Origin of the sequence: Paraburkholderia sp. EG287B (assembly GCF_040965595.1) — a bacterium.
GTDB lineage: Bacteria > Pseudomonadota > Gammaproteobacteria > Burkholderiales > Burkholderiaceae > Paraburkholderia.
The window spans coordinates 68,397-91,182 of record NZ_JBFRCG010000002.1; the positions used below are offsets into that span (position 1 = coordinate 68,397).

The following is a 22,786-nucleotide window of genomic DNA, read 5'->3' on the forward strand; positions in this document are numbered from 1 at the left end:
AGGAACGCAGCTGAAATGTGAGAAGAGGTTACGGGCGGGATCGTTTGGCCTGGTTTGCGGTCAACACCGTGTTTAAACGATTTGCCCTATGCCGATGACGGAATCTCTCTCTACCCCGCGTAAGACCCAAGGCTGGAAAAAGCCCGTCGCGATCACGGTTGCCGTCGCAATGGTGGTTGCCGCGATCGGCTACGCCTATGCGTCGCCCTATATCGCGGTGAAGCACATGAAAGCCGCCGCCGATGCGCGTGACGCCGTCGCGCTCAACGAGTACGTCGATTACCCTGCGCTGCGCCTGAGCCTGAAACAGCAGGTGGGCGAGATGCTGCATCGGCGCGTCGAGGGGCAGCACAGCAGCAATCCGCTGCTGATCCTCGGCGCCGTGATTGGCGCGGCATTGATTAGTCCGCTCGTCGATGCCTACGCCACACCGGAAGGCGTGGCCGCCCTGCTCGATGGCATGCCGCCGACGGGCAAGCCCGGCGACCGCCCGCACGCGCCGCCGCCGGCGGAATCCGGCGCGCCATCCACGCAATCGGCGGAACCGGCGCAATCGGCACCCGCCTCTGCCTCGCCACCGGCCCCGGCGGCATCCGGCAATCCCGCGCCCGAGGCCCGGCCAGTGACCACGGCCGGCTATCGCGGCCTCAACGAGTTCGCGCTCACGTGGGACCGCGGCAGTACGGGCGAGCACTACGCCGCCATCCTGCAGCGTCACGGGCTCTTCTCGTGGAAGCTCTCGGCCGTCGAGCTCGACGAAGGCAACGTCTCGAACTGAGACAGACCGGTGGTGACAGCCGAGCCAGGCCGGCTCTCTACGAACCGGCCCGCTTGATCCGCTATGCGGCGGCTTGCTGCTGCTTTTCCTCAGCCGCCGACGAACACGCCACCAGAATGCTGCACGATACGCGGTCGAGCAGCGGCGTGTTGCCCGCGCCCATCCACCAGCGCGAGAGCCCCGTGCGGCAGCGGTGGCCCACCACCACGAGGTCGGCATTCAGCTCGTTGGCCAGATTCGCGATTTCGTCGATCGGATGACCGAACGCGAAATGCCCCTGAGCGCGCACGCCGCGCTCGGTTAGCCAGTCCACGCCTTCCTGAAGGATCTCGCGCGCCGTTTCTTCGAAGCGGCCGCAGGCCACATCGGTCAGCAGGCCGGCGCTCTGCGCAATCGTCGAACGCATGTCGACGACCGAGAGCAAATGCGTCTCGGCTTGCAGATCGAGTGCAAGATCGGCGCCGCAACGCAGTGCCTTGCGGCCTTCGCGCGAGCCGTCGTAACAGAGCAGAATTTTTTTATAGCTCGCCATGATCGCTTCTCCCCGCCCGCGTGATTTGCAGGCTGTGCGATTCTCATGATGGTGCGCCGCAATTCCACATGCAAGGGCTGGAAAACGCCAGGTGTGCATCGAAAAACGCCAGATGTGTCGCGACCGCCGCACGCATCTTGCTCAGTGCTGAATGCTTGCCGTGACATGCATTTGCCCGCGTATCGTCAAACCGCTTCGAAGCGCGGCCCGACCCGCCACGCAGCAATGCACTAAAATGGGCCGCCTTGTTTCGTGCGATTTTTCGTTCGGTACTTCGAGCGACTCGCGCGATGCCCGTTCGACTCACGTTCAACCGGTCCATGCCAGCACCCGCCATCGAATTCGAGCAGGTCATCAAACATTACGGAGACAGGGCGGTCGTCAACGGCCTGTCGTTCGACGTCGTTCCCGGCGAGTGCTTCGGACTGCTCGGCCCGAACGGCGCGGGGAAAACCACGACGCTGCGCATGCTGCTCGGCATCGTTTCGCCCGATGCGGGTCGCATCAGCCTGTGCGGCGAGCCGGTGCCGGCGCGCGCACGCCACGCCCGCCAGCGCGTGGGGGTGGTGCCGCAGTTCGACAATCTCGACCCCGACTTCACCGTGCGCGAGAACCTGCTCGTGTTCGGCCGCTACTTCGGCTTGTCTGCGCGCGAAACGCGCGACCTCGTCGCGCCGCTGCTCGAATTCGCGCGCCTCGAAAGCAAGGCCGACGCGCGCGTGGGCGAGCTCTCCGGCGGCATGCGCCGGCGTCTCACGCTCGCGCGCGCGCTCGTGAACGACCCCGACGTGCTCGTGATGGACGAGCCCACCACGGGCCTCGATCCGCAGGCGCGGCATCTGATCTGGGAGCGGCTGCGCTCGCTGCTCGCGCGCGGCAAGACGATCCTCCTCACCACGCATTTCATGGAGGAGGCCGAACGGCTTTGCAATCGCGTCTGCGTGATCGAGGAAGGCCGCAAGATCGCCGAGGGCGCACCCAAGGCGCTGATCGAATCGGAGATCGGCTGCGACGTGATCGAGGTGTACGGACCGGACCCGGTGGCGCTGCGCGACGAACTCGCGGGCGATGCGAAGCGCACGGAGATCAGCGGCGAGACGCTGTTCTGCTATGTGGACGACCCCGCGCCCGTCCATGCGAAGCTGCGCCATCGCTCCGATTTGCGCTACCTGCACCGGCCCGCGAATCTCGAAGACGTGTTCCTGCGGCTCACTGGCCGCGAGATGCAGGATTAACGGCGGCTGGATTAACGGCGGCAAGATCGACGGCGGCGTACGAATCGCCAAGGACACCATGCAGACACGCACCAACAACCCGACGCCCTCGCGCCCCGAGCATGCGAGCGTGCGCGAGCCGCGCGCCGCGCTGCCTTCGAACGCCACGCACTGGATGGCCGTGTGGCGGCGCAACTATCTGGTCTGGCGCAAGCTCGCCCTCGCGTCGATGTTCGGCAATCTCGCCGACCCGATGATCTATCTGTTCGGTCTCGGCTTCGGGCTCGGGCTGATGGTCGGGCACGTCGACGGCGTCTCGTACATCGCGTTTCTCGCGGCGGGCACGGTGTCGTCTTCGGTGATGATGTCGGCGAGCTTCGAGTCGATGTACTCGGGCTTCTCGCGCATGCACGTGCAGCGCACGTGGGAAGCGATCATGCACACGCCGCTCACGCTCGGCGACGTCGTGCTCGGCGAGGTGATGTGGGCCGCGAGCAAGTCGGTGCTCTCGGGCGTGGCGATCATGGTGGTGGCGGGCCTGCTCGGCTACGCGAGCTTTCCTTCCATGCTGCTCGCGCTGCCCGTGATCGCGCTCGCGGGCCTCGCGTTCGCGAGCTGCGCGATGATCGTCACCGCGCTCGCGCCGTCCTACGACTTCTTCATGTTTTATCAGACGCTCGTGCTCACGCCGATGCTGCTGCTCTCCGGCGTGTTCTTTCCGATCGCGCAACTGCCCGCGGCCGCACAGCACATCACGCTGATGCTGCCGCTCGCGCACGCCGTTGCGCTGATCCGCCCCGCCATGCTCGACCGGCCTGTCGAGCAGGCCGGCCTGCACCTGCTGGTGCTCGCGATCTACGTGGTGGTGCCGTTCGCGATCGCATCCGTGCTGTTTCGCCGACGCATGATGCGCTGAAACGGCACCGCGAGGCGCTCAGTCCTCGTCGTCGCCCCAGGGAATATCGACGTCCGAAATAAACGCGACCGTCGCGAACGGGCCGCCTTCCTGGCGGCCGACCTTGCCGTCGGCGCGATGCCATTCCACGCGGAACATCGTCGATTGGGTCTGGGCGAGCAAACGCACCGTGCGGATCTCTTCGGGATCCGACTCCTCCACCGGGCCATCGAGCGAAACCAGCAGCGACTGCGGCCAGAGACCGTCGGCCGGGTCGTAGATGCGATCACCGTCGGGAATCGAGGTATCCGCCTCGACGCCGATGGTGGCCGAAGCCTCGACGATCATCTTGCCGAGCGCACGCAGCACCGCCGTGGCGCGGGCCGAATTGGCCTGGCGAATGGCGAGATCGCCGCGCGTGAGCGCCTGCTCGAGTTTCGGATTGGTTTTTTGCTTTGCCATGCTGGTTTTCGGGCCGGGGCCCGCTCCGTGGCGGACGGCGAACCGCCCGCTTATTACAAGAATGCCAACGCTGAACGCATGGCGCCTGCCTCGTCCCGGCGTCCCTAGAAGCCCAGGGCCACCGCCGCGAGCCCGGCGGCAATGCCGAAGAACACCACCGTCGTGCCCACGACCGCGAGCATGCGCGGCCGGAACGAGCCCGCCAGCATCGCGAACGACGGCACGCTCACGGGCGGCAGCGTCATCAGCAGCGCACCCGCGGGTCCCACGCCCATGCCGAGCGCGAGCATCGCCTGGATGATGGGGACCTCGCCGGCCGTGGGGATCACGAACAGCATGCCGACCACGGCGAACGTGACGATCCAGCCAAGGCTGCTCGTGACTTCCGGGCCGATGTGCGGGAACAGCCACGCGCGCGCCGCGCCAAGCAACAGCACCAGCACGATGTATTCCGGCACCAGCCGCACGGCCATACGCGCAAAGATACGCGCCCAGCGCACGAAGACGTTGCCGCCCTCGGCCTGCTGCTGGGCGAGTTGCGCCAACCGATCGTCGGCGGCGCGCGATTCCTCGGGCGTCACGAGCCGGTTGCAGACCCAGCCGAGGCCGAACACCATCAGCAAGCCCAGCGTGAGACGCAGCGCACTCCATTGCCAGCCGAGCACGAAGCCCATGAACACGAGCGTGGCGGGATTGAGCACGGAGTTGCCGAGCCAGAACGCGATCGCGCCGCCCGCCGACGCATTGCGCGCGCGCAGGCCCACCACCACGGGCGCGGCGCAGCAGGTGCACATCATGCCGGGCACGGCGAGCAGGCCGCCCGCCGCCACGCTGCCGAAGCCGCGCCGGCCGAGCACGCGCGCGACCCACTGCACGGGCAGGAGCGCCTGCACGCCGGAGCCGAGCAGCAGGCCGAGCACCATGGCCTGCCAGATCGCCTTGCCGTAGGCGTAGGCGTAATCGAGCGCGGCGGAGAACGAGGGGTCGGGGGCCGTGGCCGAGCCGCCCATCAGGATCGATTTGCCGATGGAGTGGGTTTCCTCGGCCGTGAATGCGCGGTGATAGTACGGGAACCACTTCACGTAGAAGAGGCCGGCCACCGCCAGCAAAATGAAAATGGGCCAGCCGTAAGACGGGGGCGATTGCGCTGGACGTGCGCTCGTCATTGTGAAAATTCTCCGGGATTGAGCGTATGGACGGCCGCCGGGCGCCGTCACGCGAGGCGTGATGGCGCCCCGGGCGGCGCATGCTGGATCGTAGTGTATGCCTTGCGAATCGCCAACGACTTTGCTGCGTTGGCGACTCGCGCGGCGCCGCGCGGCCCGGCAAAGGACAGCGCAGTTTCCCGCTTTCCCGTTAAGGGGCCGGATTGGGCTGCTGCTCGTGCAACGCGTCGATCTGCGCGAGCAGTTCGGGAGTGAGTTTGACGTCGGCGCTGGCGATATTTTCCTTCAACTGCTCGAGCGAGGTCGCGCCGATCAGGTTGCTGGTGAGGAACGGCCGGCTGTTGACGAACGCGAGTGCGAACTGCGCGGACGTGTAGCCATGGGCGCGGGCGAGTTCCACGTAGCGCGTCGTCGCGGCCACCGATTCCGGCTTGCTGTAGCGCTTGAAGCGCTCGAACCGCGTGATGCGCGCGCCTTCCGGACGCGCCCCGCCCTCGTACTTGCCCGACAGCCAGCCGAACGCGAGCGGCGAATACGCGAGCAGGCCCACGGCTTCGCGGTGCGCGAATTCGGACAGGCCGCTTTCGAACGTGCGGTTGAGCAAGCTGTACGGATTCTGGATGCTGACAATTCGCGGCAGCCCGAGCTTTTCGGCGGCGCGCAGGAACTGCGCGACGCCCCACGGCGTTTCGTTCGACACGCCGATATGGCGGATCTTGCCCGCCTTCACGAAATCGGCGAGCACGCTGAGCGTTTCCTCGATCGGCACCGTGTACGCATCGTCGAGATACGGATACATGCTGCGGCCGAACGTCATCGTGCTGCGGTCGGGCCAGTGCAACTGATACAGGTCGACGTAATCGGTCTGCAGGCGTTTCAGGCTGCCGTCGAGCGCTTCGGTCAGATTCTTGCGGTCGAACTGGTTCTGCGGCCCGCGAATGTGCTGCGGGTTGTGCGGCTGGCGCGCCGGGCCCGCAATCTTGGTGGCGAGCACGATGCGCTCGCGCGCCGCGCGATGCTGCGCGAGCCACGTCCCGATGAAGCGCTCGGTCTGTCCCTGCGTCTCCGGGCGCGGCGGCACGGGGTACATTTCGGCGGCATCGATCAGCGTGACGCCCTGCTCGAGCGCGTAGTCGATCTGCTCGTGCGCCTCGCGCTCCGTGTTCTGCTCGCCCCACGTCATCGTGCCGAGCCCGATCAGGCTCACCTTGACGTCGGTATCGCCGAGTGTGCGGTATTCCATGGAAACGTTGTCCATCAGTTCGGTTGGGGAGCGCCGAAACTACCACGACGCGGGAAATTTTTCAGGAGTTGCAGAATACGGCCGCATTTCTGCACAAGCGGCCGCATGCACTGCGGCCGGCCGCGGCGCCGCTCGGCGACAGACGTGCCAGAATCCGCACAGGCGCCTACGAGGAGCAATCGGCATGGAAAATCGACGCAGCTACGAATACATGGGCTTCGACATGACAGCCGGCGTGGACGGCGACCACGAAGCCGGCTTCTTCGTCTCGACGCAGATCATCCAGAGCCTCACGGACGCGGAAAACGGCAACGTGCCCGTCGACGGCATCGCCGCCGGCCGCTTTCCGACCCAGGACAACGCCTTCGACGCGGCCTTCGATCGCATTCGCGAGGCGATCGACAAGCGCGTGCGCGCCGCATCCTGAGCGTCGCCCCGGGGAAAAACCAGAACGGACGCAGAAAAGCAAAAGCCGGACGTCGCAATGACATCCGGCTTTCAGGCCGCCCGACTGACGGGCGGCTCAGCAACGAATCGGAAACTTCGGCGGGACTTACTGGCCGAAGAAAACCGATTGCGGGCCCGTGGCCTTCGCGTGGCTGCCCGACTGCGAAGCCGAGCCGGCGACACCGCCGTAAGCCGTTTGGGCGCCTTGTTCCTGGACGCGTTCGGCGGCCACGGTCTGGACGCTCTGGCCACGCTGCGAAGCGGGCGCGCCGACGTCCGGACGATAGAACGGTGCCGGGCCGTAGCCGCTGGCGAACGCCGGAGCGGCAACAGAAGCGGTAGCTGCGACCAGCAGCGCTGCGATGAGTTTGGTCTTCATGGTGGACTCCAATATCAGGTTCAGTTGCGGATCGGGAAGGCGCCGCGCCTGGGAGGTCAGTGCCCACGAGCTGCGTCAACGAAACTCAGTGTATACACCTACTATCGGAAAATAATCGCGATAATCCGAATTTACTATTCTCCGTTACACAACAATCCTGTCAGGCAGTTCTGACGGGGCTGAGCGACGAACAGACCCTAAAAGCGCTCTCAAAATAATTTGCGCGACGCAGCAAATTCCCTGCGGATTACATAACGCCGTTAGGGTTTTTCGGCCGAAAATGGCTATCGGGCGCGCTTCCTGCAGAGGTATCCGGCAAATTGGCGCAGTGCGCAAAGGGTACGAAGAACGCGGCCCGTATGCGTTAAAATGCAAGGTTGTTCCACGCCAGCCGTTACTCATCGGTTTCCATCGCCATGTCCGCCAACCGTCAAGCCAGCCCCCGCCGCGTTTCCGTCGCGCCGATGATGGACTGGACCGATCGCCACTGCCGTTCGCTGCATCGCTTCATCTCCCGGCACACGTGGCTGTATACGGAGATGGTGACGACGGGCGCCCTCATCCACGGCGACGTGCCGCGCCATCTCGCGTTCACGCCGGCCGAGGCGCCGGTCGCGCTTCAGCTGGGCGGCAGCGAACCCGACGACCTCGCGCGCGCCGCGAAGCTCGGCGAACAGTGGGGCTACGACGAGATCAACCTGAACTGCGGCTGCCCGTCCGAGCGCGTGCAGCGCGGCGCGTTCGGCGCGTGCCTCATGAACGAACCGCAACTGGTGGCGGACTGCGTGAAGGCGATGCGCGATGTCGTCTCCGTGCCCGTGACGGTCAAGCACCGCATCGGCGTGGATACGGTCGAGGACTATGCGTTCGTGCGCGACTTTGTCGGCACGATTGCCGAAGCCGGCTGCGAGGTGTTCATCGTGCACGCGCGCAACGCGATCCTGAAGGGCTTGAGCCCGAAGGAAAACCGCGAGATTCCGCCGCTCAAGTACGACTACGCGTACCAGCTCAAGCGCGACTTCCCGCAGCTCGAAATCATCATCAACGGCGGCATCAAGACGCTCGACGAAGTCGAGCAGCATCTACAGCACGTCGATGGCGTGATGCTCGGCCGCGAGGCGTACCACAACCCCTACGTGCTCGCCGACGTCGATGCGCGCTTCTATGGCGCAACCGACGCTGCGCTCACGCGCGAGGAAGTGGAAGCGCGGCTCATCGAGTACTGCGCGAGCGAAATCGCGCGCGGCACTTACCTGGGCGCGATCGTGCGCCATGCGCTGGGCCTCTATCGCGGCGTGGCCGGCGCGCGCGGCTGGCGCCGCATCCTCTCGGACAGCCGCAAGCTCGCGAAGGCAGATCTCGCGATCTTCGACGAGGCCCGCGAATATCTGCGCGTTCCGGACGAAATTCTTGAATAAAGGGCTAGGCAAGCAAGCTTTGGTATGTATATAATCTTGCTTCTTGATTGACGCCGCTTTCGAAGCCGCGCTAATTGAGGAAAACAGTGGTGGCTGTAGCTCAGTTGGTAGAGTCCAGGATTGTGATTCCTGTCGTCGTGGGTTCGAGTCCCATCAGCCACCCCAAAGAATTCAAGCGCTTAGCCCAGTTCGATGAACTGGGCTTTTTGCTTTCTGGAATCCGTGTAAGCGCCGGTATAAGCAATTTTCGTCAGACTGAACCGCTCGCAGACCAAGTCGAAGCGGCGCGAGCCGACGGATTCATCTAGTGAACGCCATGCGGCGCCCTGCCGCTCTGAAAACAAGGCACTACATGTGGCCGGCCAGCGGCGGTCAACAAAAGGCGGCGCGAGCGGTTGACCGCGAAAGCGATCCCGTATGCGACGGCTGCAATTCTTTGTGTGCACGTTCTGCACATATGCATCGGGCACGCGGCAGTCTGCACCCATGTGCCCCGCGGTAACCTGGTCAACGTGATCAATCGCACCGACAGGTGTCGCGGTAGCGTTCGCGCTTGAAATCGCATGCTTCAAGCCGTCTGCCGCCGAATTCTGATTCGGTACATCGCGCTTCGGTATCGCCATAACAGCGAACACGCGCTTCCCCGCAACATTGGCGCGCTGCGTGAAAATGTTGAGGTCCTGGCGAATTGCGCCTCCGCTGGGTCGTCAGCCTGAGCCAGGCATGAAACACTTTTGAACTGTCGCCTAAGTCATGCCGTTTGCCCGATCTCTCGCAGCAACGAATTGCCGGTGAGTAGCGACCTCGCGCGCGATCAGGGCGCGTATCAAATCGTCGTTTGGTTTTTCGAGGATCAGCGGCGGCAGATCACGCGCCAATCCTTCGCGTGCCGCGACCCAAGCCTCGTAGGCAGTTGTGAGCTCGTCAACTTTGTCCAAAGTTTGTCCCCGACGACTGGCAATGATTCTCCGGCCCATTGCACCGATTTCGCTTGCTGCGCCGCTCGCATGGGCGCGAGCGGGAGCAAGTTAATCACACATTTGCGTCAGAAACGACCAAGGATTTTCGAGGCAGCGTTCAGTACATTCGTGCGCTGCCAGATCCCCGCCACACAACCGCAGAGAGATGGCCAGGTACGACGACGAGATCAAACCAATCAATACGCAGCGTAGTGGTTGCGTAACCTGACACGTAGCATTAGTCGAGGTCAATCATTTGCAAAGCTTGCAGTTTCCCGATTGCTGTTGCCTCTTCGTAGGTACCGCGATGCATCAAACGACCACTAGACAACGGGACACTGCCAGCCCAGACAGTATCGTCCATTGCGATGGCCCACCGCGGACCGAATTCTCCGTTGCCAACATCAAACGGCGTGAAATCGACGATGTATCCCTTGTAGCGAATGACGTGATTGTTCATTGGCTCTCCTCCCGGTTGCAATCTAACACCGGTGCCGAGGGTGAATTTTTAGAGATTGTTAAGTGAATGTGGACGCGCCACGGAAATCGTTAACGGCCGCTGTGGCAGCAACCTTTAGCGACTTGGGGCAATCTCCCCATCACAGAGCGGCAGAGAGATGACTGCGTATTACAAGGAGATCGACAAGCGATGCGCGCGGCAGCGTCATCGCAGCAGCCGACGAAGCAACGACCGCGTAACGAATAGAGGAAGCGATGGCATCAATCAACGAAACATCCGCATCAACGCCGCGCTTCGCGCCGCGGTAAAGGTCTGCACGCTGTCGAGCCCTGATCACATCGAAGCCTGCCGACTCATCACCGTCGGCGAACGAGTCGCTCTCGCGCCTTCCGATGCGACGAGAGCGCCGAGTGAAACAGGTTTTGGCGAAAGTGCGCAGTTCTCCACAGAAACTGTGGGCAAACCTGTGACGCAGAGCGCGCTACAGGCAGCAATGAGCGCGACGAGCCTAGCCCGTCAAGATTTCATCGACCATCGCGCGCCCCCAAGCGAACCCGGCGCTTTCCGCATCGTCCCGAGTCCTGTGGCTCGTCTCCAGGTCTTGACTCGAAGCGATGTCGCGTGCCGTGCCCCTGCTTACTTTCGCGCGCCATACCCACATTTCATTGGGGCACTCCAGGGTTTCCGAATGAAGGTCATAGCCACGGTAGTCGGTAAAGCGCACGTTCCAGCCCATCAGCAGTCTCCTTTCAAATTGAAAGGAAATAGTAGCATGGCCGGCGGCGGCGCTATGCATGTAACAGGTAATCGCCTCCAATAGCCGGGAACCGACGCACTCAAGGCAAGTAGCGAATAGAGCAATCGATGAGCGACTACCTGACCACGAGCGAACTCGCCGACCTCATCGGCTGCAAGCCGAACCAGCGCACCAGCATGATCAACTAGCTGTCGGACAACCGCTGGAAGTTCGTCATCGATCGCAACGGAATCCCTAAGGTCGCACGCGCGTTCCGCGACCTGACGCTCGGGCTCAGTGCGGATACCAAAGCAACGAAATTAGCTGGACCGGCTAAAATAGCTACAGCATTTTGGAACGCTCCGCCGCAAACCCGCGCAAGTGCCAGGTCGATGAAGTGGGGCATATTCCGAAATCAAAATCACAGGGCTTTGATTTTTAACCTGAATTTGGTGTTCGACGACTCGATTGCGATTCCTGTTGTCGTGGGTTCGAGTCCCATCAGCCACCCCAAAGAATTCAGCAGTGAACAAATGAGCCCGCACTGGTTGCGGGCTCATTTGCGTCTGTGCACGAGAGACACCCGGGAACGCCTTTGAGCTTCGAGGAATACTACAGGCGGCTGCAACTGCCGGAGACTGCGTCGCTGGCGGAAATCAAGCGCGCCTACCGTCAACTGCGCGCGAAGTACCACCCCGACCGCAACAAGGGTCGCGAGGCGGCAGTCGAGCCGGTGTTCAAGCTCATTCAGGAAGCCTTCGAGATTCTGAGCGGCCGGCGCGTCGCGCCAACGGGCACCGCAGGTTCGGCCAGCAAGACCCGCAACGGCGAGGCTCCACCGCGCCAGCGCCGCGCGGCGCCGCCCATGCGCGGCGCCAACTGCCTCGTCGAGCTATTCGTGCCGCTCGAAGTCGCGCTCAATGGCGGCGGCGTTCAGGCCCACTACCCCGTCAAAGGTCCGTGTCCCGCATGTGAAAAGGAAGATCGCGGCGCGCTTTGCGAACAATGTCACGGCACCGGCGTCAAGACGTGGCGCAAATCGGAAATGGTCGAGATCCCTCGCGGGGCATGGGACGGCCAGCGTCTCGTGGTGGCCGGTGGCGGCCATCCCGGCGTCAACGGCGGTCCGTCCGGAGACGCGACTTTCTCGGTCTCCATCGTTTGCGGCCCGGGCTTCACGCGCAACGGGCTCGACCTCGCCTGCGAGCTTCCAGTCGACTTCGTGACGGCCATGCTGGGCGGCGGCGTTCAGGCAAAGGTACTCGGCCGCACGTTCGAAGTGAAAATTCCCGCGAACGCGAATGCGCGCACGCCAATCCGTCTGGCGGGTGTCGGACTCGCGGATCGCAACGGCGTGCACGGCAACCTCACGCTGCACCTGGTGCTCACCGTGCCGGCCGCCGCCGCACATTTGACCGGCGCCGAGCGCCAGCAGCTACGCGACATGTTCGCCGACGCAACGCGCCGGGCAAGCCAGCCGCCCGGCGCGGGTTCGCAAGGCAAACGCTAGCGCGCTTGCGTGCCGCGCGCATCGATCCACGCGCGCGCCGCTTCGAAGCCCGCCTCTGCCGCCGCGTGCTCGGTGGACCAGAGGCGCGTGATATGCACGAGCTGCCAGTCCTCCACGACCGTATCGCCCTGCAGCACGCGATAGTGCGCCTTCACGCCCGTGAGCACCTGCTCGACCGCGACTTCGATGTCGTAGTCCTTGTAGCGCTCCTGGTAGTCGCCCATGTCGATGCCCTTCGGCTCCATGCTCGCCTCTTTCGTCGTCCGCTGACAGTTCATGCTAGCACTTCCGCCCGCCGCGACTCGCGGGCGCCGCCGACTCGCGGGCACGCTTCACAGGCGCGCGATCGACACCTCCGTCGACTTCACCAGCGCGACCACTTCCGAGCCCACCTTCAACTCGAGTTCGTCGATCGAGCGCGTGGTGATGACCGAGGTGACGATGCCGAATGCCGTATCGACATCGACTTCCGAAACGACGGGTCCGCGAATGATCTCCTTGATCTTGCCGCGAAACTGGTTGCGTACGTTGATGGCGGTAATGCTCATAGGTTCGGCTCCGTGAGTTCGAGGATAAACAAGAGGATTCCTGATAAAAAATGATTCAAGCCACTGCGCCCAACGGCCGTCCGGCGGCTTGCTGTGGCCCGTGGCCGAGCACGCGCTGCAGCACGCGCTCCGCGAGCGCCGCGAAGCGTGCGTCGACACGCGCCCGCGGGCGCTCGAGCGGCACGCGCTGATCGAGCGCGATGCGCCCCGCCTCGACGAGCAAAATACGGTCGCCCAGTGCGACGGCTTCGTGCACGTCGTGCGTCACCAGCAGCGCGGTGAAGCGATGCTCGCGCCACAGGCGCTCGATCAGCGCATGCATCTCGAGACGCGTCAGCGCGTCGAGTGCGCCGAGCGGCTCGTCGAGCAGCAACAGGCTCGGACGATGCACGAGCGCGCGGGCGAGCGCCACCCGCTGGCGCTGGCCGCCCGAGAGGCGCGCGGGCCACTCGTCGGCGCGCGCGAGCAGGCCCACCTCGTCGAGCACCGCGCGGGCGTCGTCACGCGCGCCGCGCCCAAGTCCTAGCATCACGTTCTGCAAGACGGTCTTCCACGGCAGGAGGCGCGCGTCCTGAAACATGATGCGCGTATCGAGCGGCGCGCCCTCCGCGCCGCGCCGCTCCACCGCGCCCTCGTCCGGCGTTTCGAGGCCGGCGATCAGGCGCAGCAAGGTGGACTTGCCGCAACCGCTGCGTCCGACGATCGACACAAAACTGCCGCGCTCGATCGCGAGGTCGAAACCGGCGAGCACGGCGCGCTCGCCGTAGCGTTTGCCCACGCCGCGAAGGGCAACGGCGGCGTCCATTTCGGGTGTATGCGTGCGCGGTGTCGCGCCCTCGCGCGCCGCCTGCGCCTTGTCGTTGCGTTCGCGCGCCTGTACGCGCTCGAAAGCTTCCCGCTTTACGCCATAGTTCGGCGCCAGTTGACTCGCGCTCATGCTTCGTTCTCCTGTTGATAAGCGGGGTGCCAGCGCAGCGCCAAGCGTTCGAGCGACTTCGCGAGCCAGTCGGCGAGCTTGCCGAGCGCCGCATACAGCAGGATGCCGACCACCACCACATCGGTTTGCAGGAATTCGCGCGCGTTCATCGTCATGTAGCCAATGCCCGACTGCGCGGAGATCGTTTCGGCGACGATCAGCGTCACCCACATCAGGCCGAGCGCGAAACGCACGCCGACGAGAATCGAAGGCAACGCCCCCGGCAATATCACCTCGCGATAAAGCGCGAAACCTTTGAGCCCGTAGCTGCGCGCCATCTCGACGAGATTGGCGTCCACCGAGCGGATACCGTGGAACGTATTCACGTAGACGGGAAAGAACACGCCCAGCGCCACGAGAAAGACTTTCGCCTCCTCGCCAATGCCGAACCAGAGAATCACGAGCGGAATCATGGCGAGCGCAGGAATATTGCGGACCATCTGCACGGTTGAATCGAGCGCGGTTTCAGCGGGCTTGAAGAGCCCGGTAGCCAGCCCGAGCACGAGCCCAATGCCGCCGCCGATCGCGAACCCCGAAAGCGCCCGCCACGTGCTCACGCGCACGTCGGCCCACATTTCGCCCGACTCGATCAGCGACCACGCCGCCCGCACCACGGCGAGCGGCTCGGGCAGCACGCGCGTCGAGAGCGCGCCACTTCTTGCGGCGATCTCCCAGATCGCCAGCACCGCCAGCGGCACGAGCCAGGGGGCGAGCCGCCGCCGGCCCGCCCGCACGAAGGCCCGCGCGGCGCGCAGCACGCCGCCGCCCGGGCGCGAGCGGTCGCGTGCGGGTGCAGCCGTTACCAGGGATTGCGTCATCGTTGCATCCTCCACGATTGCTGCCGTTCTCCAGCGCCTCAGCTCTGGCTCACTTTCGGCAGATAGTGATTGCCGACCACTTCGCCAAACGGCCCCGAAAGCGGGCCGCCCGCGCCCTTCGCCGCGCGCCCCGGCAGCAGCGGGAAGACGAGTTCCGCAAACCGGTAGGATTCCTCGAGATGGGGATAGCCGGACAAAATGAACGTCTCAATGCCGAGCTGCGCATACTCCTTCATGAGCGCGGCCACCTGTTCAGGATTGCCGACGAGCGCCGTGCCCGCGCCGCCGCGCACGAGGCCCACGCCCGCCCACAAATTCGGATACACCTCGAGATCCTTGCGCGTGCCGCGCTTACCGCCGTGCAGCGCGGCCATGCGGCGCTGGCCTTCCGAATCCATCTTTGCGAACGCGGCCTGGGCGCGCGCGACCGTCTCGTCGTCGAGGTGGCTGATGAGCTTGTCGGCGGCGGCCCACGCTTCGTCTTCGGTCTCGCGCACGATCACGTGCAGGCGAATGCCGAAGCGAATCGTGCGTCCATGCTCGGCCGCGCGCGCGCGAATGTCGGCGATCTTGCGCGCGACGGCTTCGGGCGGCTCGCCCCACGTCAGATAGGTGTCGATGTGCGCGCCCGCCATGGCGTGCGCGGCCGGCGACGAGCCGCCGAACCACAACGGCGGATGCGGATGCTGCGCGGGCGGATACAGCACCTTGCCGCCCACCGAGCGCAGATGGCGCCCCTCGAAGTCGATCGCCTCGTTCGCGTGCGATGCCGCGAGCAGCTTGCGCCAGATATGCAGGAACTCGTCGGTGATCTCGTAGCGCGTGTCGTGATCGACGAAGAGGCCATCGCCCTCCAGCTCGGCCGTGTCGCCGCCCGTCACGACGTTGATGAGCAGGCGGCCATTGGAGAGCCGGTCGAACGTGGCGGCCATGCGCGCGGAAAGCGCCGGCGACGAGAGGCCCGGGCGGATCGCCACGAGAAACTTCAGGCGCCGCGTCGCGGCGATGAGGCTCGACGCCACGACCCACGCGTCCTCGCACGAGCGGCCCGTGGGCAGCAGCACGCCTTCGTAGCCGAGCGTATCGGCGGCGACGGCGATCTGCTGGAAATACGCGAGATCGGCCGCGCGCGCCCCCTGGGTCGTGCCCAGATAGCGGCTGTCGCCGTGGGTCGGGATGAACCAGAACACATTCATGCGTTGCTCCTGCCTGGAAATTCGAAACACGAATCGGGTGACTGCCGGCCAGCGAGCGCGCGCGGGCACGCCGCGCAAACGAATGCGCCGCTCGTGGCTCGACTGAAAGGATTCGACAGCAGACGGAATGCGCCGGCGCGTTCCCCGCGCGCCTCGCGAGAGCGCCCGGCGACGGCGGCGCCGTCTTCATGGGGAACCAGTCTAGGGACCGCTCGCACCCTTTAGAACGATTTTTTTGAGCTTAGGTTTTCCACTTTCGTGCTTTGCCCGACGCTTTAGCATACGGTGCGCCTCGCGCGCACCGCGCGCCGATATAATGGCGCACGCACCCACAAAAACACCGGCACGCCGCGCGCGCACCGCTCCATGAGGCGCATTGCGCAGCGAGGCCAAGAAGCTCTCGCAAGATTCCATGCAAAAACTGATTCTGCCGTTCGTATCCGGCTTTCTGGCGTCGCTCTTCTTTCGCGAGGCGACGCTCGCACTCCTGCATGCCGCACAAGTCATCGACGCGGCCGGATTTTCGACGGACCCGTTCCAGCCGCTCGGGCTGCCCGAGTTCCTCGTGAATGCGATCTGGAGCGCCATCTGGGCCGTGCTGATGGCGTGGCTGCTGCGCGTATCGCCTTCGCGGCCCGCGCCGTGGGTTCAGGCCTTCGTGTTCGGCGGCATCGTGCTCACCGCGGCGATGGTGTTCGTCGTCGATCCGCTGCGCGGCATCTGGCCGACCGGCAACATGCTGCCGCGGCTTGCCACGGGCTTCGCTTCGAATGCGATGTGGGGCTGGGGCGCGCTGGTTTTCATGCGCGCGTTCATGAGCGAAACCGCCGAAGACTGATCCCGCCTGCGGGCCGTGCGCAACGCGCGGCCCGAGTTTTCCCGCCGCGCTTCCCCCCTTCCCTCGCGCGCGCCAGTTCAACCGATGAGTTCGCGCAGCGGATGCTCCATCAAGCTCCAGGGACTCTCGAACATCCGCTCGACGTCTTCGCGGCGCACGCCTTCGCTATTCGCGAAGCGCCAGTGCGGATGATTGTCCTTGTCGATGATGCGCGCGCGGATGCCCTCCATCACGTCGCCAATCGCGAAGCTCGAGCGCGTGAGGTCGAGGTCGCGGCGCAGACAGTCGGCCATCGTGCCTTCCGCGCGCGACACCACCTCGAGCGACACCGCCATGGAAAGCGGCGAACGCTCACGCAGCACGTCTACCATCTGCCCGGCCCATTGCGCCTGGTCGCCCGCGCCCGCATGGCGAGCGGCTTCGAGCGATGCCAGCATGGCCGGCACATCGGCAAGCGAGAAATGCTGGTCGATCCAGCCGCGCACCGCGGCCAGCGAGGAGCCTTCGGCGAGGCGCCGCAGGCCGGGCGCAGGCAAGGCCGCCTGGCGGATGCGCGCGACCACTTCCGCGCCGCTCGCAAACGGCTCGCTCTCCAGCGCATCGAGCAGCGCCGGCCACGCGGACTCGTCAAGCGACGCATCGGCGAGGCCCGCATACACGGCGCTGGCCTGATCGAGCGTCTCGCCGGTCACCGCGAGATAGCGGCCGATCGCGCCAGGCGTGCGCGCAAGAAACCAGCCCATGCCGACATCGGGAAAGAGGCCGATGCGCGTCTCCGGCATCGCCATGCGCGTGGTCGGACCCACGAGCCGCAGCCCGCCCGTGCGATGCGCGCCCTGCGAGATGCCCATGCCGCCGCCCATGACCACGCCGTTGAGCATCGCGATATACGGCTTCGGAAAGGTGAAGATGGCGTGGTTGAGGCGATATTCGTCGGCGAAGAAGGTGTCGAGCGCCGCCTGTTCGCCCGCGCGGTACGACTCGTACAGAAAGCGAATATCGCCGCCCGCGCAGAACGCGCGCGGGTGGCGCGTACGCACGATCACGGCGAGCACGCCCGGGTCGTCGCGCCAGCGATCTAGCGCCGCGTGCATCGTGCGGACCATGGCGGTGGTGAGCGCATTGAGCGCCTGCGGGCGCTCGAGTTCGATAAAACCGATGCGGTTCACTACGCGCGTGAGCACGTGCGAGTCGGCATCGGCTGCGGTCGGGCTTGCGTTGGCTTCGTGTGACATGGCGATTGGCAAGGCAGAACGATGAGCGGCGCCTGCGTCGGGCGACGCGCGATCACAGACTTTCTGAGGCTATCACGACGCCACACCGGGCGCTTGCCCGGCCGGCAACGTGGCCGCGGCGGCGCGCGTGCCGAACCAGGCATCGAGCGTGGCGTCGATCAACGGACCGGGGGTCGCGTGCTCAAAGCCGGCACGCGCGAGCGTGAGCATCACCACGCCGTGCAGCGTGGCCCAAAGCGACTGCGCGAGCAGCGGGCCATCGATATGGGCCCCGCTCGCCGGCGTCAGTGCGGACAGTGTGGCGGCAAAGAGTTGCGCGCCGGAGGCCGGCGCGGCGTCCGCTTCAGGCGCGCCAGCCGCATCGGCCAGCGCGTCGCGCTGACGACGTGCGGCCGGTCCCACGTGCTCCGCGCGCGCCTTGTGCGCCATGAAGATGAGTTCGTAAGTCTGCGGATGGTCGCAGCCATACGCCACGTATGCATGCGCGAGCGCATGAAGCCGCTCGCGCGCGTCGGCGATCAGCGCGAGCGGTTCGAGCTGCGCGAGCAGTTGTGCGTAGCCTTCGCGGCCGAGCGCCTCGGCAATCTCGTCGCGGCCGGCGAAATAAAGGTAGAGGGACGCAGGGGAATAACCGATCGCATCGGCGATCTTGCGCATGGAAAGCGCGGCGAGGCCTTCGCGCATGACGATGCGGCGCGCAGCGTCGAGGATGCGCTCGCGCTGGTCGTGCGCGCGCGCTGCTTGCCTTGCGTGGAGTTCGCGTTCCTTGCGTTCGACGATGCTCATGGCGACGCTAGCCAGTTGCGGCAACCAAAAATCCCGTGACGCCCGAGCGGGCGTGCCTGACTACGAGTACAAGCCTACGAGTCCAGGCGTCCGGGCGGAAAGTGACCGCTCTTGAGCAGCACCGGCGTGCCGTTGCTGAGCTCGAGATGGGCGCGTGCCACAGCCTCGATGCGCGAGCGGCCGGCATCGAACGCCTGCATCCACGCGTCGCGGTTCGCGGGCAGCGCGCCGAAATGGTCCTCGAGCGCCTCGACGGAAATCGCACAGGGTACGCGTGTGCCGTCAACGAGCGCGGGAAAGACCACGGTCAGATTGGCGTCGCGATAGAGCGGCGCGTCGGCGGGAAAGCGAATGATCATGTCCAGCCCCAATGGGGAAAATCTGCAGAAAGCATTGCCGCCGGAGGACGACGCGGCACACGGCGGTAACCGGCCATGTTACGCGCGAGGCGCAAGGTCTGGCGCGAACGTGGCCAATGCGGCGGCCAACGCAGTCGCCGGTTCAGCCGCCGTCTTTCAATGCGCCTGCATCTTCGAGAACAGATTCAGCACGACCACCCCGGCCACGATGAGACCGAGCCCGAGCACGGCCGGCAGATCGGGCACCTGCCGATAGAGCGCCATCGCCACGAGCGTGATGAGCACAATGCCTACGCCCGACCACACCGCATAGACGATGCCCACCGGCAAACTGCGCAACGTGAGCGAGAGCCCGTAGAACGCGATGCCATACCCCACCACGACGATCGCCGACGGCACGAGCCGCGTGAAGCCATCCGACGCGCGCAGCGCAGAGGTGGCGATGACTTCCGCGACGATCGCGATGACGAGCCAGGTCCAGGCCGAAAACGGAGGAATGCGCATCGTCTCAGACCTTCGCGAGCGCGAGCTGCGCGTAGTCGACGTCGAGTTGCGCGCAGAGCGCTTCGACCACCAGTTCGTGATCGGCGCGCTGGGGCAGGCCCGAGACCGTGATCGAGCCGATCACGCCCGCACCCGCCACCGTGAGCGGAAACGAACCGCCATGCGGCGCGAAATCGCTGTTGGGCAAGCCGTGCTTTTCGGCGAGCGTCGAGCCGGTTTGCTGCATGCGCAAGCCGATCGCATAGGAGCTGCGCCGGAAGTGCTCGACCACGCGCGACTTGCGGCGGACCCAGTCGGCGTTGTCGGGCGTGGCGCCGTCCAGCGCGCAGAAGAAGAGCTGCTGCCCGAAAGTGCGCACGTCGATGGCGACGGGCAGCGCGCGAGCGCGCGCGAGTTCATGCAGATGCGCACCGAGCTGCCAGGCGCGATCGGCGTCGAAACGGGGAAACACCAGCGCGTGCTCCTGAGCGGCTATCGATTGCAGATCGAGGGGAATGTCCATGGAAGAGGCAAATGAAGCGCAGTGCGCTGTAGAAGGCAAAGGCGCAGCGTGAACACTGCGAAGAGCGTGCACGGCGCCAAACGAGCCCCGATTCTATCCTGACGATTCAAGATGCCCTGACGCGCGCGTCCTGCAAACATTTTGCAATCGCCTGGAAAGGCACTCGTCATTTGTTGTTGCAACGCGGCGCGAACTGTCATATAATCTTTTCTTCGACGGACGCGGGGTGGAGCAGTCTGGCAGCTCGTCGGGCTCATAACCCGAAGGTCGTAGGTTCAAATCCTACCCCCGCAACCAGCAGAATTCGAAAGGGTTACAGGTCATTGGCCTGTAACCCTTTTTCCGTTTACGCCTCTTCAAGACGCGGCCTTCCCAGCGTTGGGCACATGAGCGAAGCCGCTGAGCGGTGATAAACTCGCATCACCCATCCCCCTATCGTGCCCATGAAATTCTGCTCGACTTGCGGTCAGGCGGTCAGCCTGCTCATTCCGCCCGGCGACAATCGCGAACGCTACGTCTGCTCACACTGCGGCACCATCCACTATCAGAATCCGCGCAACGTGGTCGGCACGGTTCCGGTCTGGGAAGACAAGGTGCTGTTGTGCCGCCGCGCGATCGAGCCGCGCTACGGCTACTGGACGCTGCCCGCCGGCTTCATGGAGATGGGCGAGACGACCGCCGAAGCCGCTGCGCGCGAAACGCTCGAGGAAGCCGGCGCGCGCGTCGAGGTGCAGAACCTCTTTTCGCTCCTGAACGTACCGCGCGTGCATCAGGTGCATCTGTTCTATCTCGCGCGCCTGCTCGACATCGATATCGCAGCTGGCGAGGAAAGCCTCGAAGTGCGGCTTTTCGAAGAGCACGAGATTCCCTGGGACGACATCGCGTTCCCAACGGTCGGGCAGACCCTGCGCTGTTTCTTCGCCGATCGCCAGTCGGGCAGCTTCGGGCTGCACACAGGCGACGTCCTGCGCTCGCTGCGCGACGGCTGATCGCCCTTCTGACTGCGCCCGCGACGATGGTCCCCTGGCTTTCGCCCGACGAACCGTTTCCCGCCGTCGAGCGCGCACTCGGCGCGGCGAGCGGCGCGCCGGGCCTGCTCGCCGCCAGCGCGGACCTGCTCCCCTCGCGCCTCATCGATGCCTACCGGCGCGGCATTTTCCCGTGGTACTCAGACGGCCAGCCGGTGCTCTGGTGGAGCCCCGACCCGCGCATGATCCTGCGCCCCGACGAATTCAAGGTCTCGCCCTCGTTCAGGAAAACGCTCAAGCGCGTGCTGCGTGAGGATGCGTGGGAAATTCGCGTCGACAACAATTTCGCCGCCGTGATGCGCGCATGCGCGAACGCGCCGCGGCGCGGCCAGCGCGGCACCTGGATCACCGGCGACGTGATCGACGCCTACTCCACCCTGCACCGCGTGGGCGATGCGCACAGCGTCGAGGCCTGGTTCGGCGGCGAGCGTGTGGGCGGCCTCTACGGTGTGGCGCTCGGCACGATGTTCTTCGGCGAGTCGATGTTCGCCTCCATGACCGACGCCTCGAAGATCGCGCTCGCGGCGCTCGTCGCGCATCTGCGCCGCCACGGCGTCGAGTTGATCGATTGCCAGCAGAACACCGCGCATCTCGCCTCGCTCGGCGGGCGCGAAATCTCGCGCAAGGCGTTCATCGCCCACGTACGCACGCACGTGAACGCCGCGCCCATTCCCTGGAAATTCGACAAAGCCGTGCTCGCCGATCTGCTCGGCGGCACAGGCGCGCCTGACGAGTTCTTGCCCGCAGCGTGACTCGCCGGTGGGCGGTAAATGAGTGGCACATGAGCGACGCACGATTGCCGCGTGCGCACTTGCTACGGCCCGCTCAATTCGATGGATACATGTTCGGCGTCAATGTTAGACTGAATAGCGAACCCGTCGCCGCCCGGCCTTCCCTGGCACGCCATGTGCGGCGCGCCGTGTGGCCCGGCAAGGCTTGCGCGCGAGGCTGGGGGCGCGACGCGCGCGCCACGCGACGATCCGAACTGCTACGAGAGCTGCCAACGTGACGCATCCAAACGAGCTGCCGCTTTCACCGCTTTCCGCGCTGCAATTCTATGCAACGGCGCCCTATCCCTGCAGTTACCTGGAGGGGCGCATCGCGCGCTCGCAGGTGGCAACGCCCAGTCATCTCATCAATTCCGACGTCTATACCGATCTCGTGAAGGCCGGCTTCCGGCGCTCGGGCGTGTTCACCTATCGCCCCTATTGCGACGGTTGCCGCGCGTGCGTGCCGGTGCGCGTGCCGGTCGAGCGCTTCACGCCGAGCCGCACGCAGCGCCGCGCGTGGAAGCGGCACGGCGCGCTCGTCGCGACGGTCGCGCCGCTGCACTACGACGAGGCGCATTACGCGCTCTACATGCGCTATCAGTCCGCGCGCCACGCGGGCGGCGGCATGGATCGCGACAGCCGCGACCAGTACGAGCAGTTCCTGCTGCAAAGCCGGATCAACTCGCGGCTGGTCGAATTCCGCGAACCGGACCCTGCGCATCCGGACGAGCCCGGCGCGTTGCGCATGGTGAGCATGATCGACATCCTCGGCGACGGGCTCTCGTCGGTCTACACGTTCTTCGACCCGGACACGCTCCATACGAGCTACGGCACCTATAACATCCTCTGGCAGATCGAGCAGGCCCGCAGCCTTCAGCTGCCTTACGTCTATCTCGGCTACTGGATCCGCGAGAGCCCGAAAATGGCGTACAAGGCGCGCTTCCAGCCGCTCGAAGGCCTCTTCGACGGCGCATGGACCGCACTCACGGCCGAAGCCTGAGCCCCGGGCGCATCGCCCAGGGTCCGC

General features: G+C 65.2%; 29 protein-coding genes and 2 tRNA genes. 12 read left to right on the plus strand and 19 right to left on the minus strand.

Going from position 1 to position 22,786, the window contains the following annotated elements; translation table 11 throughout:
* Nucleotides 1–94 precede the first annotated feature (94 nt).
* The gene (locus tag AB4Y40_RS03020; RefSeq protein ID WP_368686708.1) at nucleotides 95–778 is read left to right on the plus strand and encodes a DUF2939 domain-containing protein; all 684 of its coding nucleotides are present in this window, start codon (nucleotides 95–97) and stop codon (nucleotides 776–778) included.
* Between the two features lie 61 nt (nucleotides 779–839).
* Here AB4Y40_RS03020 and AB4Y40_RS03025 read toward each other — a convergent pair whose 3' ends face one another.
* Nucleotides 840–1,310: a universal stress protein gene (locus tag AB4Y40_RS03025; protein WP_069267551.1), complete on the minus strand. Its 471-nt coding sequence runs from the start codon at nucleotides 1,308–1,310 to the stop codon at nucleotides 840–842.
* A gap of 320 nt (nucleotides 1,311–1,630) precedes the next feature.
* Here AB4Y40_RS03025 and nodI point away from each other — a divergent pair, with 320 nt between their 5' ends.
* Together nodI and AB4Y40_RS03035 are read left to right on the plus strand one after the other, a co-directional pair.
* Complete coding sequence (gene nodI / locus AB4Y40_RS03030; protein ID WP_368686392.1) at nucleotides 1,631–2,545, plus strand: nodulation factor ABC transporter ATP-binding protein NodI; 915 nt, start codon at nucleotides 1,631–1,633, stop codon at nucleotides 2,543–2,545.
* Nucleotides 2,546–2,603: 58 nt separating this feature from the next.
* Complete coding sequence (locus AB4Y40_RS03035) at nucleotides 2,604–3,440, plus strand: ABC transporter permease (protein WP_368686393.1); 837 nt, start codon at nucleotides 2,604–2,606, stop codon at nucleotides 3,438–3,440.
* 18 nt (nucleotides 3,441–3,458) lie between these two features.
* On the opposite strand, the gene AB4Y40_RS03040 is transcribed toward AB4Y40_RS03035, so the two are convergent.
* From AB4Y40_RS03040 to AB4Y40_RS03050, 3 genes are all read right to left on the minus strand, one after another.
* Entirely contained in the window at nucleotides 3,459–3,881 is a 423-nt protein-coding gene (locus AB4Y40_RS03040; protein WP_042268617.1) for a hypothetical protein, read from the minus strand.
* 104 nt (nucleotides 3,882–3,985) lie between these two features.
* Nucleotides 3,986–5,047, minus strand: a complete 1,062-nt coding sequence (locus tag AB4Y40_RS03045; RefSeq protein ID WP_368686394.1) for a permease — start codon at nucleotides 5,045–5,047, stop codon at nucleotides 3,986–3,988.
* A 190-nt stretch (nucleotides 5,048–5,237) separates the two neighbouring features.
* Entirely contained in the window at nucleotides 5,238–6,290 is a 1,053-nt protein-coding gene (locus tag AB4Y40_RS03050; RefSeq protein ID WP_368686395.1) for an NADP(H)-dependent aldo-keto reductase, read from the minus strand.
* Nucleotides 6,291–6,474: 184 nt separating this feature from the next.
* Here AB4Y40_RS03050 and AB4Y40_RS03055 point away from each other — a divergent pair, with 184 nt between their 5' ends.
* Nucleotides 6,475–6,717, plus strand: a complete 243-nt coding sequence (locus tag AB4Y40_RS03055; RefSeq protein WP_368686396.1) for a hypothetical protein — start codon at nucleotides 6,475–6,477, stop codon at nucleotides 6,715–6,717.
* Between the two features lie 126 nt (nucleotides 6,718–6,843).
* Here AB4Y40_RS03055 and AB4Y40_RS03060 read toward each other — a convergent pair whose 3' ends face one another.
* Nucleotides 6,844–7,116: a hypothetical protein gene (locus tag AB4Y40_RS03060; protein ID WP_028204875.1), complete on the minus strand. Its 273-nt coding sequence runs from the start codon at nucleotides 7,114–7,116 to the stop codon at nucleotides 6,844–6,846.
* 416 nt (nucleotides 7,117–7,532) lie between these two features.
* Between AB4Y40_RS03060 and dusA the strand changes: the two genes are divergently transcribed.
* Together dusA and AB4Y40_RS03070 are read left to right on the plus strand one after the other, a co-directional pair.
* Nucleotides 7,533–8,534, plus strand: coding sequence for a tRNA dihydrouridine(20/20a) synthase DusA (gene dusA / locus AB4Y40_RS03065; RefSeq protein ID WP_368686397.1), 1,002 nt, complete (start codon nucleotides 7,533–7,535; stop codon nucleotides 8,532–8,534).
* Nucleotides 8,535–8,623: 89 nt separating this feature from the next.
* Nucleotides 8,624–8,699: transfer RNA gene (locus AB4Y40_RS03070), tRNA-His, on the plus strand.
* A 14-nt stretch (nucleotides 8,700–8,713) separates the two neighbouring features.
* Here AB4Y40_RS03070 and AB4Y40_RS03075 read toward each other — a convergent pair.
* From AB4Y40_RS03075 to AB4Y40_RS03090, 4 genes are all read right to left on the minus strand, one after another.
* Entirely contained in the window at nucleotides 8,714–9,169 is a 456-nt protein-coding gene (locus AB4Y40_RS03075; RefSeq protein WP_368686398.1) for a hypothetical protein, read from the minus strand.
* 111 nt (nucleotides 9,170–9,280) lie between these two features.
* Nucleotides 9,281–9,472 (minus strand): hypothetical protein, encoded by a 192-nt coding sequence (locus AB4Y40_RS03080; RefSeq protein WP_368686399.1) that lies wholly within the window; start codon nucleotides 9,470–9,472, stop codon nucleotides 9,281–9,283.
* Between the two features lie 259 nt (nucleotides 9,473–9,731).
* A complete protein-coding gene (locus tag AB4Y40_RS03085; RefSeq protein WP_069267557.1) occupies nucleotides 9,732–9,953 on the minus strand; it encodes a hypothetical protein in 222 nt (73 codons plus the stop codon).
* A 508-nt stretch (nucleotides 9,954–10,461) separates the two neighbouring features.
* Nucleotides 10,462–10,689 (minus strand): hypothetical protein, encoded by a 228-nt coding sequence (locus AB4Y40_RS03090; RefSeq protein ID WP_368686400.1) that lies wholly within the window; start codon nucleotides 10,687–10,689, stop codon nucleotides 10,462–10,464.
* 595 nt (nucleotides 10,690–11,284) lie between these two features.
* Between AB4Y40_RS03090 and AB4Y40_RS03095 the strand changes: the two genes are divergently transcribed.
* The gene (locus AB4Y40_RS03095; RefSeq protein WP_368686401.1) at nucleotides 11,285–12,199 is read left to right on the plus strand and encodes a DnaJ C-terminal domain-containing protein; all 915 of its coding nucleotides are present in this window, start codon (nucleotides 11,285–11,287) and stop codon (nucleotides 12,197–12,199) included.
* Here the strand turns inward: AB4Y40_RS03095 and AB4Y40_RS03100 are convergent.
* From AB4Y40_RS03100 to ssuD, 5 genes are all read right to left on the minus strand, one after another.
* A complete protein-coding gene (locus tag AB4Y40_RS03100) occupies nucleotides 12,196–12,444 on the minus strand; it encodes a DUF6566 family protein (protein ID WP_368686709.1) in 249 nt (82 codons plus the stop codon). The genes AB4Y40_RS03095 and AB4Y40_RS03100 overlap by 4 nt on opposite strands.
* Nucleotides 12,445–12,531: 87 nt before the next feature.
* On the minus strand, nucleotides 12,532–12,747 hold the full coding sequence (locus tag AB4Y40_RS03105) for a molybdopterin-binding protein (protein WP_028204871.1): 216 nt from the start codon (nucleotides 12,745–12,747) through the stop codon (nucleotides 12,532–12,534).
* A 55-nt stretch (nucleotides 12,748–12,802) separates the two neighbouring features.
* The gene (locus AB4Y40_RS03110; RefSeq protein WP_368686402.1) at nucleotides 12,803–13,684 is read right to left on the minus strand and encodes an ATP-binding cassette domain-containing protein; all 882 of its coding nucleotides are present in this window, start codon (nucleotides 13,682–13,684) and stop codon (nucleotides 12,803–12,805) included.
* Nucleotides 13,681–14,541: an aliphatic sulfonate ABC transporter permease SsuC gene (ssuC, locus tag AB4Y40_RS03115; protein ID WP_368686403.1), complete on the minus strand. Its 861-nt coding sequence runs from the start codon at nucleotides 14,539–14,541 to the stop codon at nucleotides 13,681–13,683. Before ssuC ends, AB4Y40_RS03110 begins: the two co-directional genes overlap by 4 nt.
* 38 nt (nucleotides 14,542–14,579) lie before the next feature.
* Complete coding sequence (gene ssuD / locus AB4Y40_RS03120; RefSeq protein ID WP_028204869.1) at nucleotides 14,580–15,737, minus strand: FMNH2-dependent alkanesulfonate monooxygenase; 1,158 nt, start codon at nucleotides 15,735–15,737, stop codon at nucleotides 14,580–14,582.
* A gap of 412 nt (nucleotides 15,738–16,149) precedes the next feature.
* Here ssuD and AB4Y40_RS03125 point away from each other — a divergent pair, with 412 nt between their 5' ends.
* A complete protein-coding gene (locus AB4Y40_RS03125) occupies nucleotides 16,150–16,575 on the plus strand; it encodes a hypothetical protein (RefSeq protein WP_342920606.1) in 426 nt (141 codons plus the stop codon).
* Nucleotides 16,576–16,652: 77 nt separating this feature from the next.
* Here AB4Y40_RS03125 and AB4Y40_RS03130 read toward each other — a convergent pair whose 3' ends face one another.
* The 5 genes from AB4Y40_RS03130 to AB4Y40_RS03150 all read right to left on the minus strand — a co-directional run bounded on the left by AB4Y40_RS03130 (nucleotide 16,653) and on the right by AB4Y40_RS03150 (nucleotide 19,961).
* On the minus strand, nucleotides 16,653–17,810 hold the full coding sequence (locus AB4Y40_RS03130) for an enoyl-CoA hydratase/isomerase family protein (protein WP_368686404.1): 1,158 nt from the start codon (nucleotides 17,808–17,810) through the stop codon (nucleotides 16,653–16,655).
* A gap of 72 nt (nucleotides 17,811–17,882) precedes the next feature.
* Nucleotides 17,883–18,596 carry a TetR/AcrR family transcriptional regulator gene (locus AB4Y40_RS03135; protein ID WP_368686405.1) on the minus strand — a complete coding sequence of 238 codons (714 nt, stop codon included), beginning with the start codon at nucleotides 18,594–18,596 and terminating at the stop codon, nucleotides 17,883–17,885.
* Between the two features lie 74 nt (nucleotides 18,597–18,670).
* Nucleotides 18,671–18,955 (minus strand): DUF1488 domain-containing protein, encoded by a 285-nt coding sequence (locus tag AB4Y40_RS03140; protein WP_069267565.1) that lies wholly within the window; start codon nucleotides 18,953–18,955, stop codon nucleotides 18,671–18,673.
* Nucleotides 18,956–19,111: 156 nt separating this feature from the next.
* Nucleotides 19,112–19,459 carry a multidrug efflux SMR transporter gene (locus AB4Y40_RS03145; RefSeq protein ID WP_042268604.1) on the minus strand — a complete coding sequence of 116 codons (348 nt, stop codon included), beginning with the start codon at nucleotides 19,457–19,459 and terminating at the stop codon, nucleotides 19,112–19,114.
* A gap of 4 nt (nucleotides 19,460–19,463) precedes the next feature.
* Nucleotides 19,464–19,961, minus strand: a complete 498-nt coding sequence (locus AB4Y40_RS03150) for a heme-degrading domain-containing protein (RefSeq protein WP_368686406.1) — start codon at nucleotides 19,959–19,961, stop codon at nucleotides 19,464–19,466.
* Nucleotides 19,962–20,181: 220 nt separating this feature from the next.
* Between AB4Y40_RS03150 and AB4Y40_RS03155 the strand changes: the two genes are divergently transcribed.
* From AB4Y40_RS03155 to AB4Y40_RS03170, 4 genes are all read left to right on the plus strand, one after another.
* Nucleotides 20,182–20,258, plus strand: a tRNA-Met gene (locus AB4Y40_RS03155).
* Nucleotides 20,259–20,404: 146 nt separating this feature from the next.
* Entirely contained in the window at nucleotides 20,405–20,950 is a 546-nt protein-coding gene (locus tag AB4Y40_RS03160) for an NUDIX hydrolase (RefSeq protein ID WP_110384546.1), read from the plus strand.
* Between the two features lie 26 nt (nucleotides 20,951–20,976).
* A complete protein-coding gene (aat, locus tag AB4Y40_RS03165) occupies nucleotides 20,977–21,741 on the plus strand; it encodes a leucyl/phenylalanyl-tRNA--protein transferase (protein WP_342920611.1) in 765 nt (254 codons plus the stop codon).
* 253 nt (nucleotides 21,742–21,994) lie between these two features.
* Complete coding sequence (locus AB4Y40_RS03170) at nucleotides 21,995–22,759, plus strand: arginyltransferase (RefSeq protein ID WP_342920612.1); 765 nt, start codon at nucleotides 21,995–21,997, stop codon at nucleotides 22,757–22,759.
* Nucleotides 22,760–22,786 lie beyond the last annotated feature (27 nt).

Excerpts from the sequence above, each read along its gene's own strand:
- AB4Y40_RS03020 (WP_368686708.1), top strand. The coding sequence starts at position 95 with ATGACGGAATCTCTCTCTACCCCGCGTAAGACCCAAGGCTGGAAAAAG.
- AB4Y40_RS03025 (WP_069267551.1), bottom strand. The coding sequence starts at position 1,310 with ATGGCGAGCTATAAAAAAATTCTGCTCTGTTACGACGGCTCGCGCGAA.
- nodI (WP_368686392.1), top strand. The coding sequence starts at position 1,631 with ATGCCAGCACCCGCCATCGAATTCGAGCAGGTCATCAAACATTACGGA.
- AB4Y40_RS03035 (WP_368686393.1), top strand. The coding sequence starts at position 2,604 with ATGCAGACACGCACCAACAACCCGACGCCCTCGCGCCCCGAGCATGCG.
- AB4Y40_RS03040 (WP_042268617.1), bottom strand. The coding sequence starts at position 3,881 with ATGGCAAAGCAAAAAACCAATCCGAAACTCGAGCAGGCGCTCACGCGC.
- AB4Y40_RS03045 (WP_368686394.1), bottom strand. The coding sequence starts at position 5,047 with ATGACGAGCGCACGTCCAGCGCAATCGCCCCCGTCTTACGGCTGGCCC.
- AB4Y40_RS03050 (WP_368686395.1), bottom strand. The coding sequence starts at position 6,290 with ATGGAATACCGCACACTCGGCGATACCGACGTCAAGGTGAGCCTGATC.
- AB4Y40_RS03055 (WP_368686396.1), top strand. The coding sequence starts at position 6,475 with ATGGAAAATCGACGCAGCTACGAATACATGGGCTTCGACATGACAGCC.
- AB4Y40_RS03060 (WP_028204875.1), bottom strand. The coding sequence starts at position 7,116 with ATGAAGACCAAACTCATCGCAGCGCTGCTGGTCGCAGCTACCGCTTCT.
- dusA (WP_368686397.1), top strand. The coding sequence starts at position 7,533 with ATGTCCGCCAACCGTCAAGCCAGCCCCCGCCGCGTTTCCGTCGCGCCG.
- AB4Y40_RS03085 (WP_069267557.1), bottom strand. The coding sequence starts at position 9,953 with ATGAACAATCACGTCATTCGCTACAAGGGATACATCGTCGATTTCACG.
- AB4Y40_RS03090 (WP_368686400.1), bottom strand. The coding sequence starts at position 10,689 with ATGGGCTGGAACGTGCGCTTTACCGACTACCGTGGCTATGACCTTCAT.
- AB4Y40_RS03100 (WP_368686709.1), bottom strand. The coding sequence starts at position 12,444 with ATGGAGCCGAAGGGCATCGACATGGGCGACTACCAGGAGCGCTACAAG.
- AB4Y40_RS03105 (WP_028204871.1), bottom strand. The coding sequence starts at position 12,747 with ATGAGCATTACCGCCATCAACGTACGCAACCAGTTTCGCGGCAAGATC.
- AB4Y40_RS03110 (WP_368686402.1), bottom strand. The coding sequence starts at position 13,684 with ATGAGCGCGAGTCAACTGGCGCCGAACTATGGCGTAAAGCGGGAAGCT.
- ssuC (WP_368686403.1), bottom strand. The coding sequence starts at position 14,541 with ATGACGCAATCCCTGGTAACGGCTGCACCCGCACGCGACCGCTCGCGC.
- ssuD (WP_028204869.1), bottom strand. The coding sequence starts at position 15,737 with ATGAATGTGTTCTGGTTCATCCCGACCCACGGCGACAGCCGCTATCTG.
- AB4Y40_RS03125 (WP_342920606.1), top strand. The coding sequence starts at position 16,150 with ATGCAAAAACTGATTCTGCCGTTCGTATCCGGCTTTCTGGCGTCGCTC.
- AB4Y40_RS03130 (WP_368686404.1), bottom strand. The coding sequence starts at position 17,810 with ATGTCACACGAAGCCAACGCAAGCCCGACCGCAGCCGATGCCGACTCG.
- AB4Y40_RS03135 (WP_368686405.1), bottom strand. The coding sequence starts at position 18,596 with ATGAGCATCGTCGAACGCAAGGAACGCGAACTCCACGCAAGGCAAGCA.
- AB4Y40_RS03140 (WP_069267565.1), bottom strand. The coding sequence starts at position 18,955 with ATGATCATTCGCTTTCCCGCCGACGCGCCGCTCTATCGCGACGCCAAT.
- AB4Y40_RS03145 (WP_042268604.1), bottom strand. The coding sequence starts at position 19,459 with ATGCGCATTCCTCCGTTTTCGGCCTGGACCTGGCTCGTCATCGCGATC.
- AB4Y40_RS03150 (WP_368686406.1), bottom strand. The coding sequence starts at position 19,961 with ATGGACATTCCCCTCGATCTGCAATCGATAGCCGCTCAGGAGCACGCG.
- AB4Y40_RS03160 (WP_110384546.1), top strand. The coding sequence starts at position 20,405 with ATGAAATTCTGCTCGACTTGCGGTCAGGCGGTCAGCCTGCTCATTCCG.
- aat (WP_342920611.1), top strand. The coding sequence starts at position 20,977 with ATGGTCCCCTGGCTTTCGCCCGACGAACCGTTTCCCGCCGTCGAGCGC.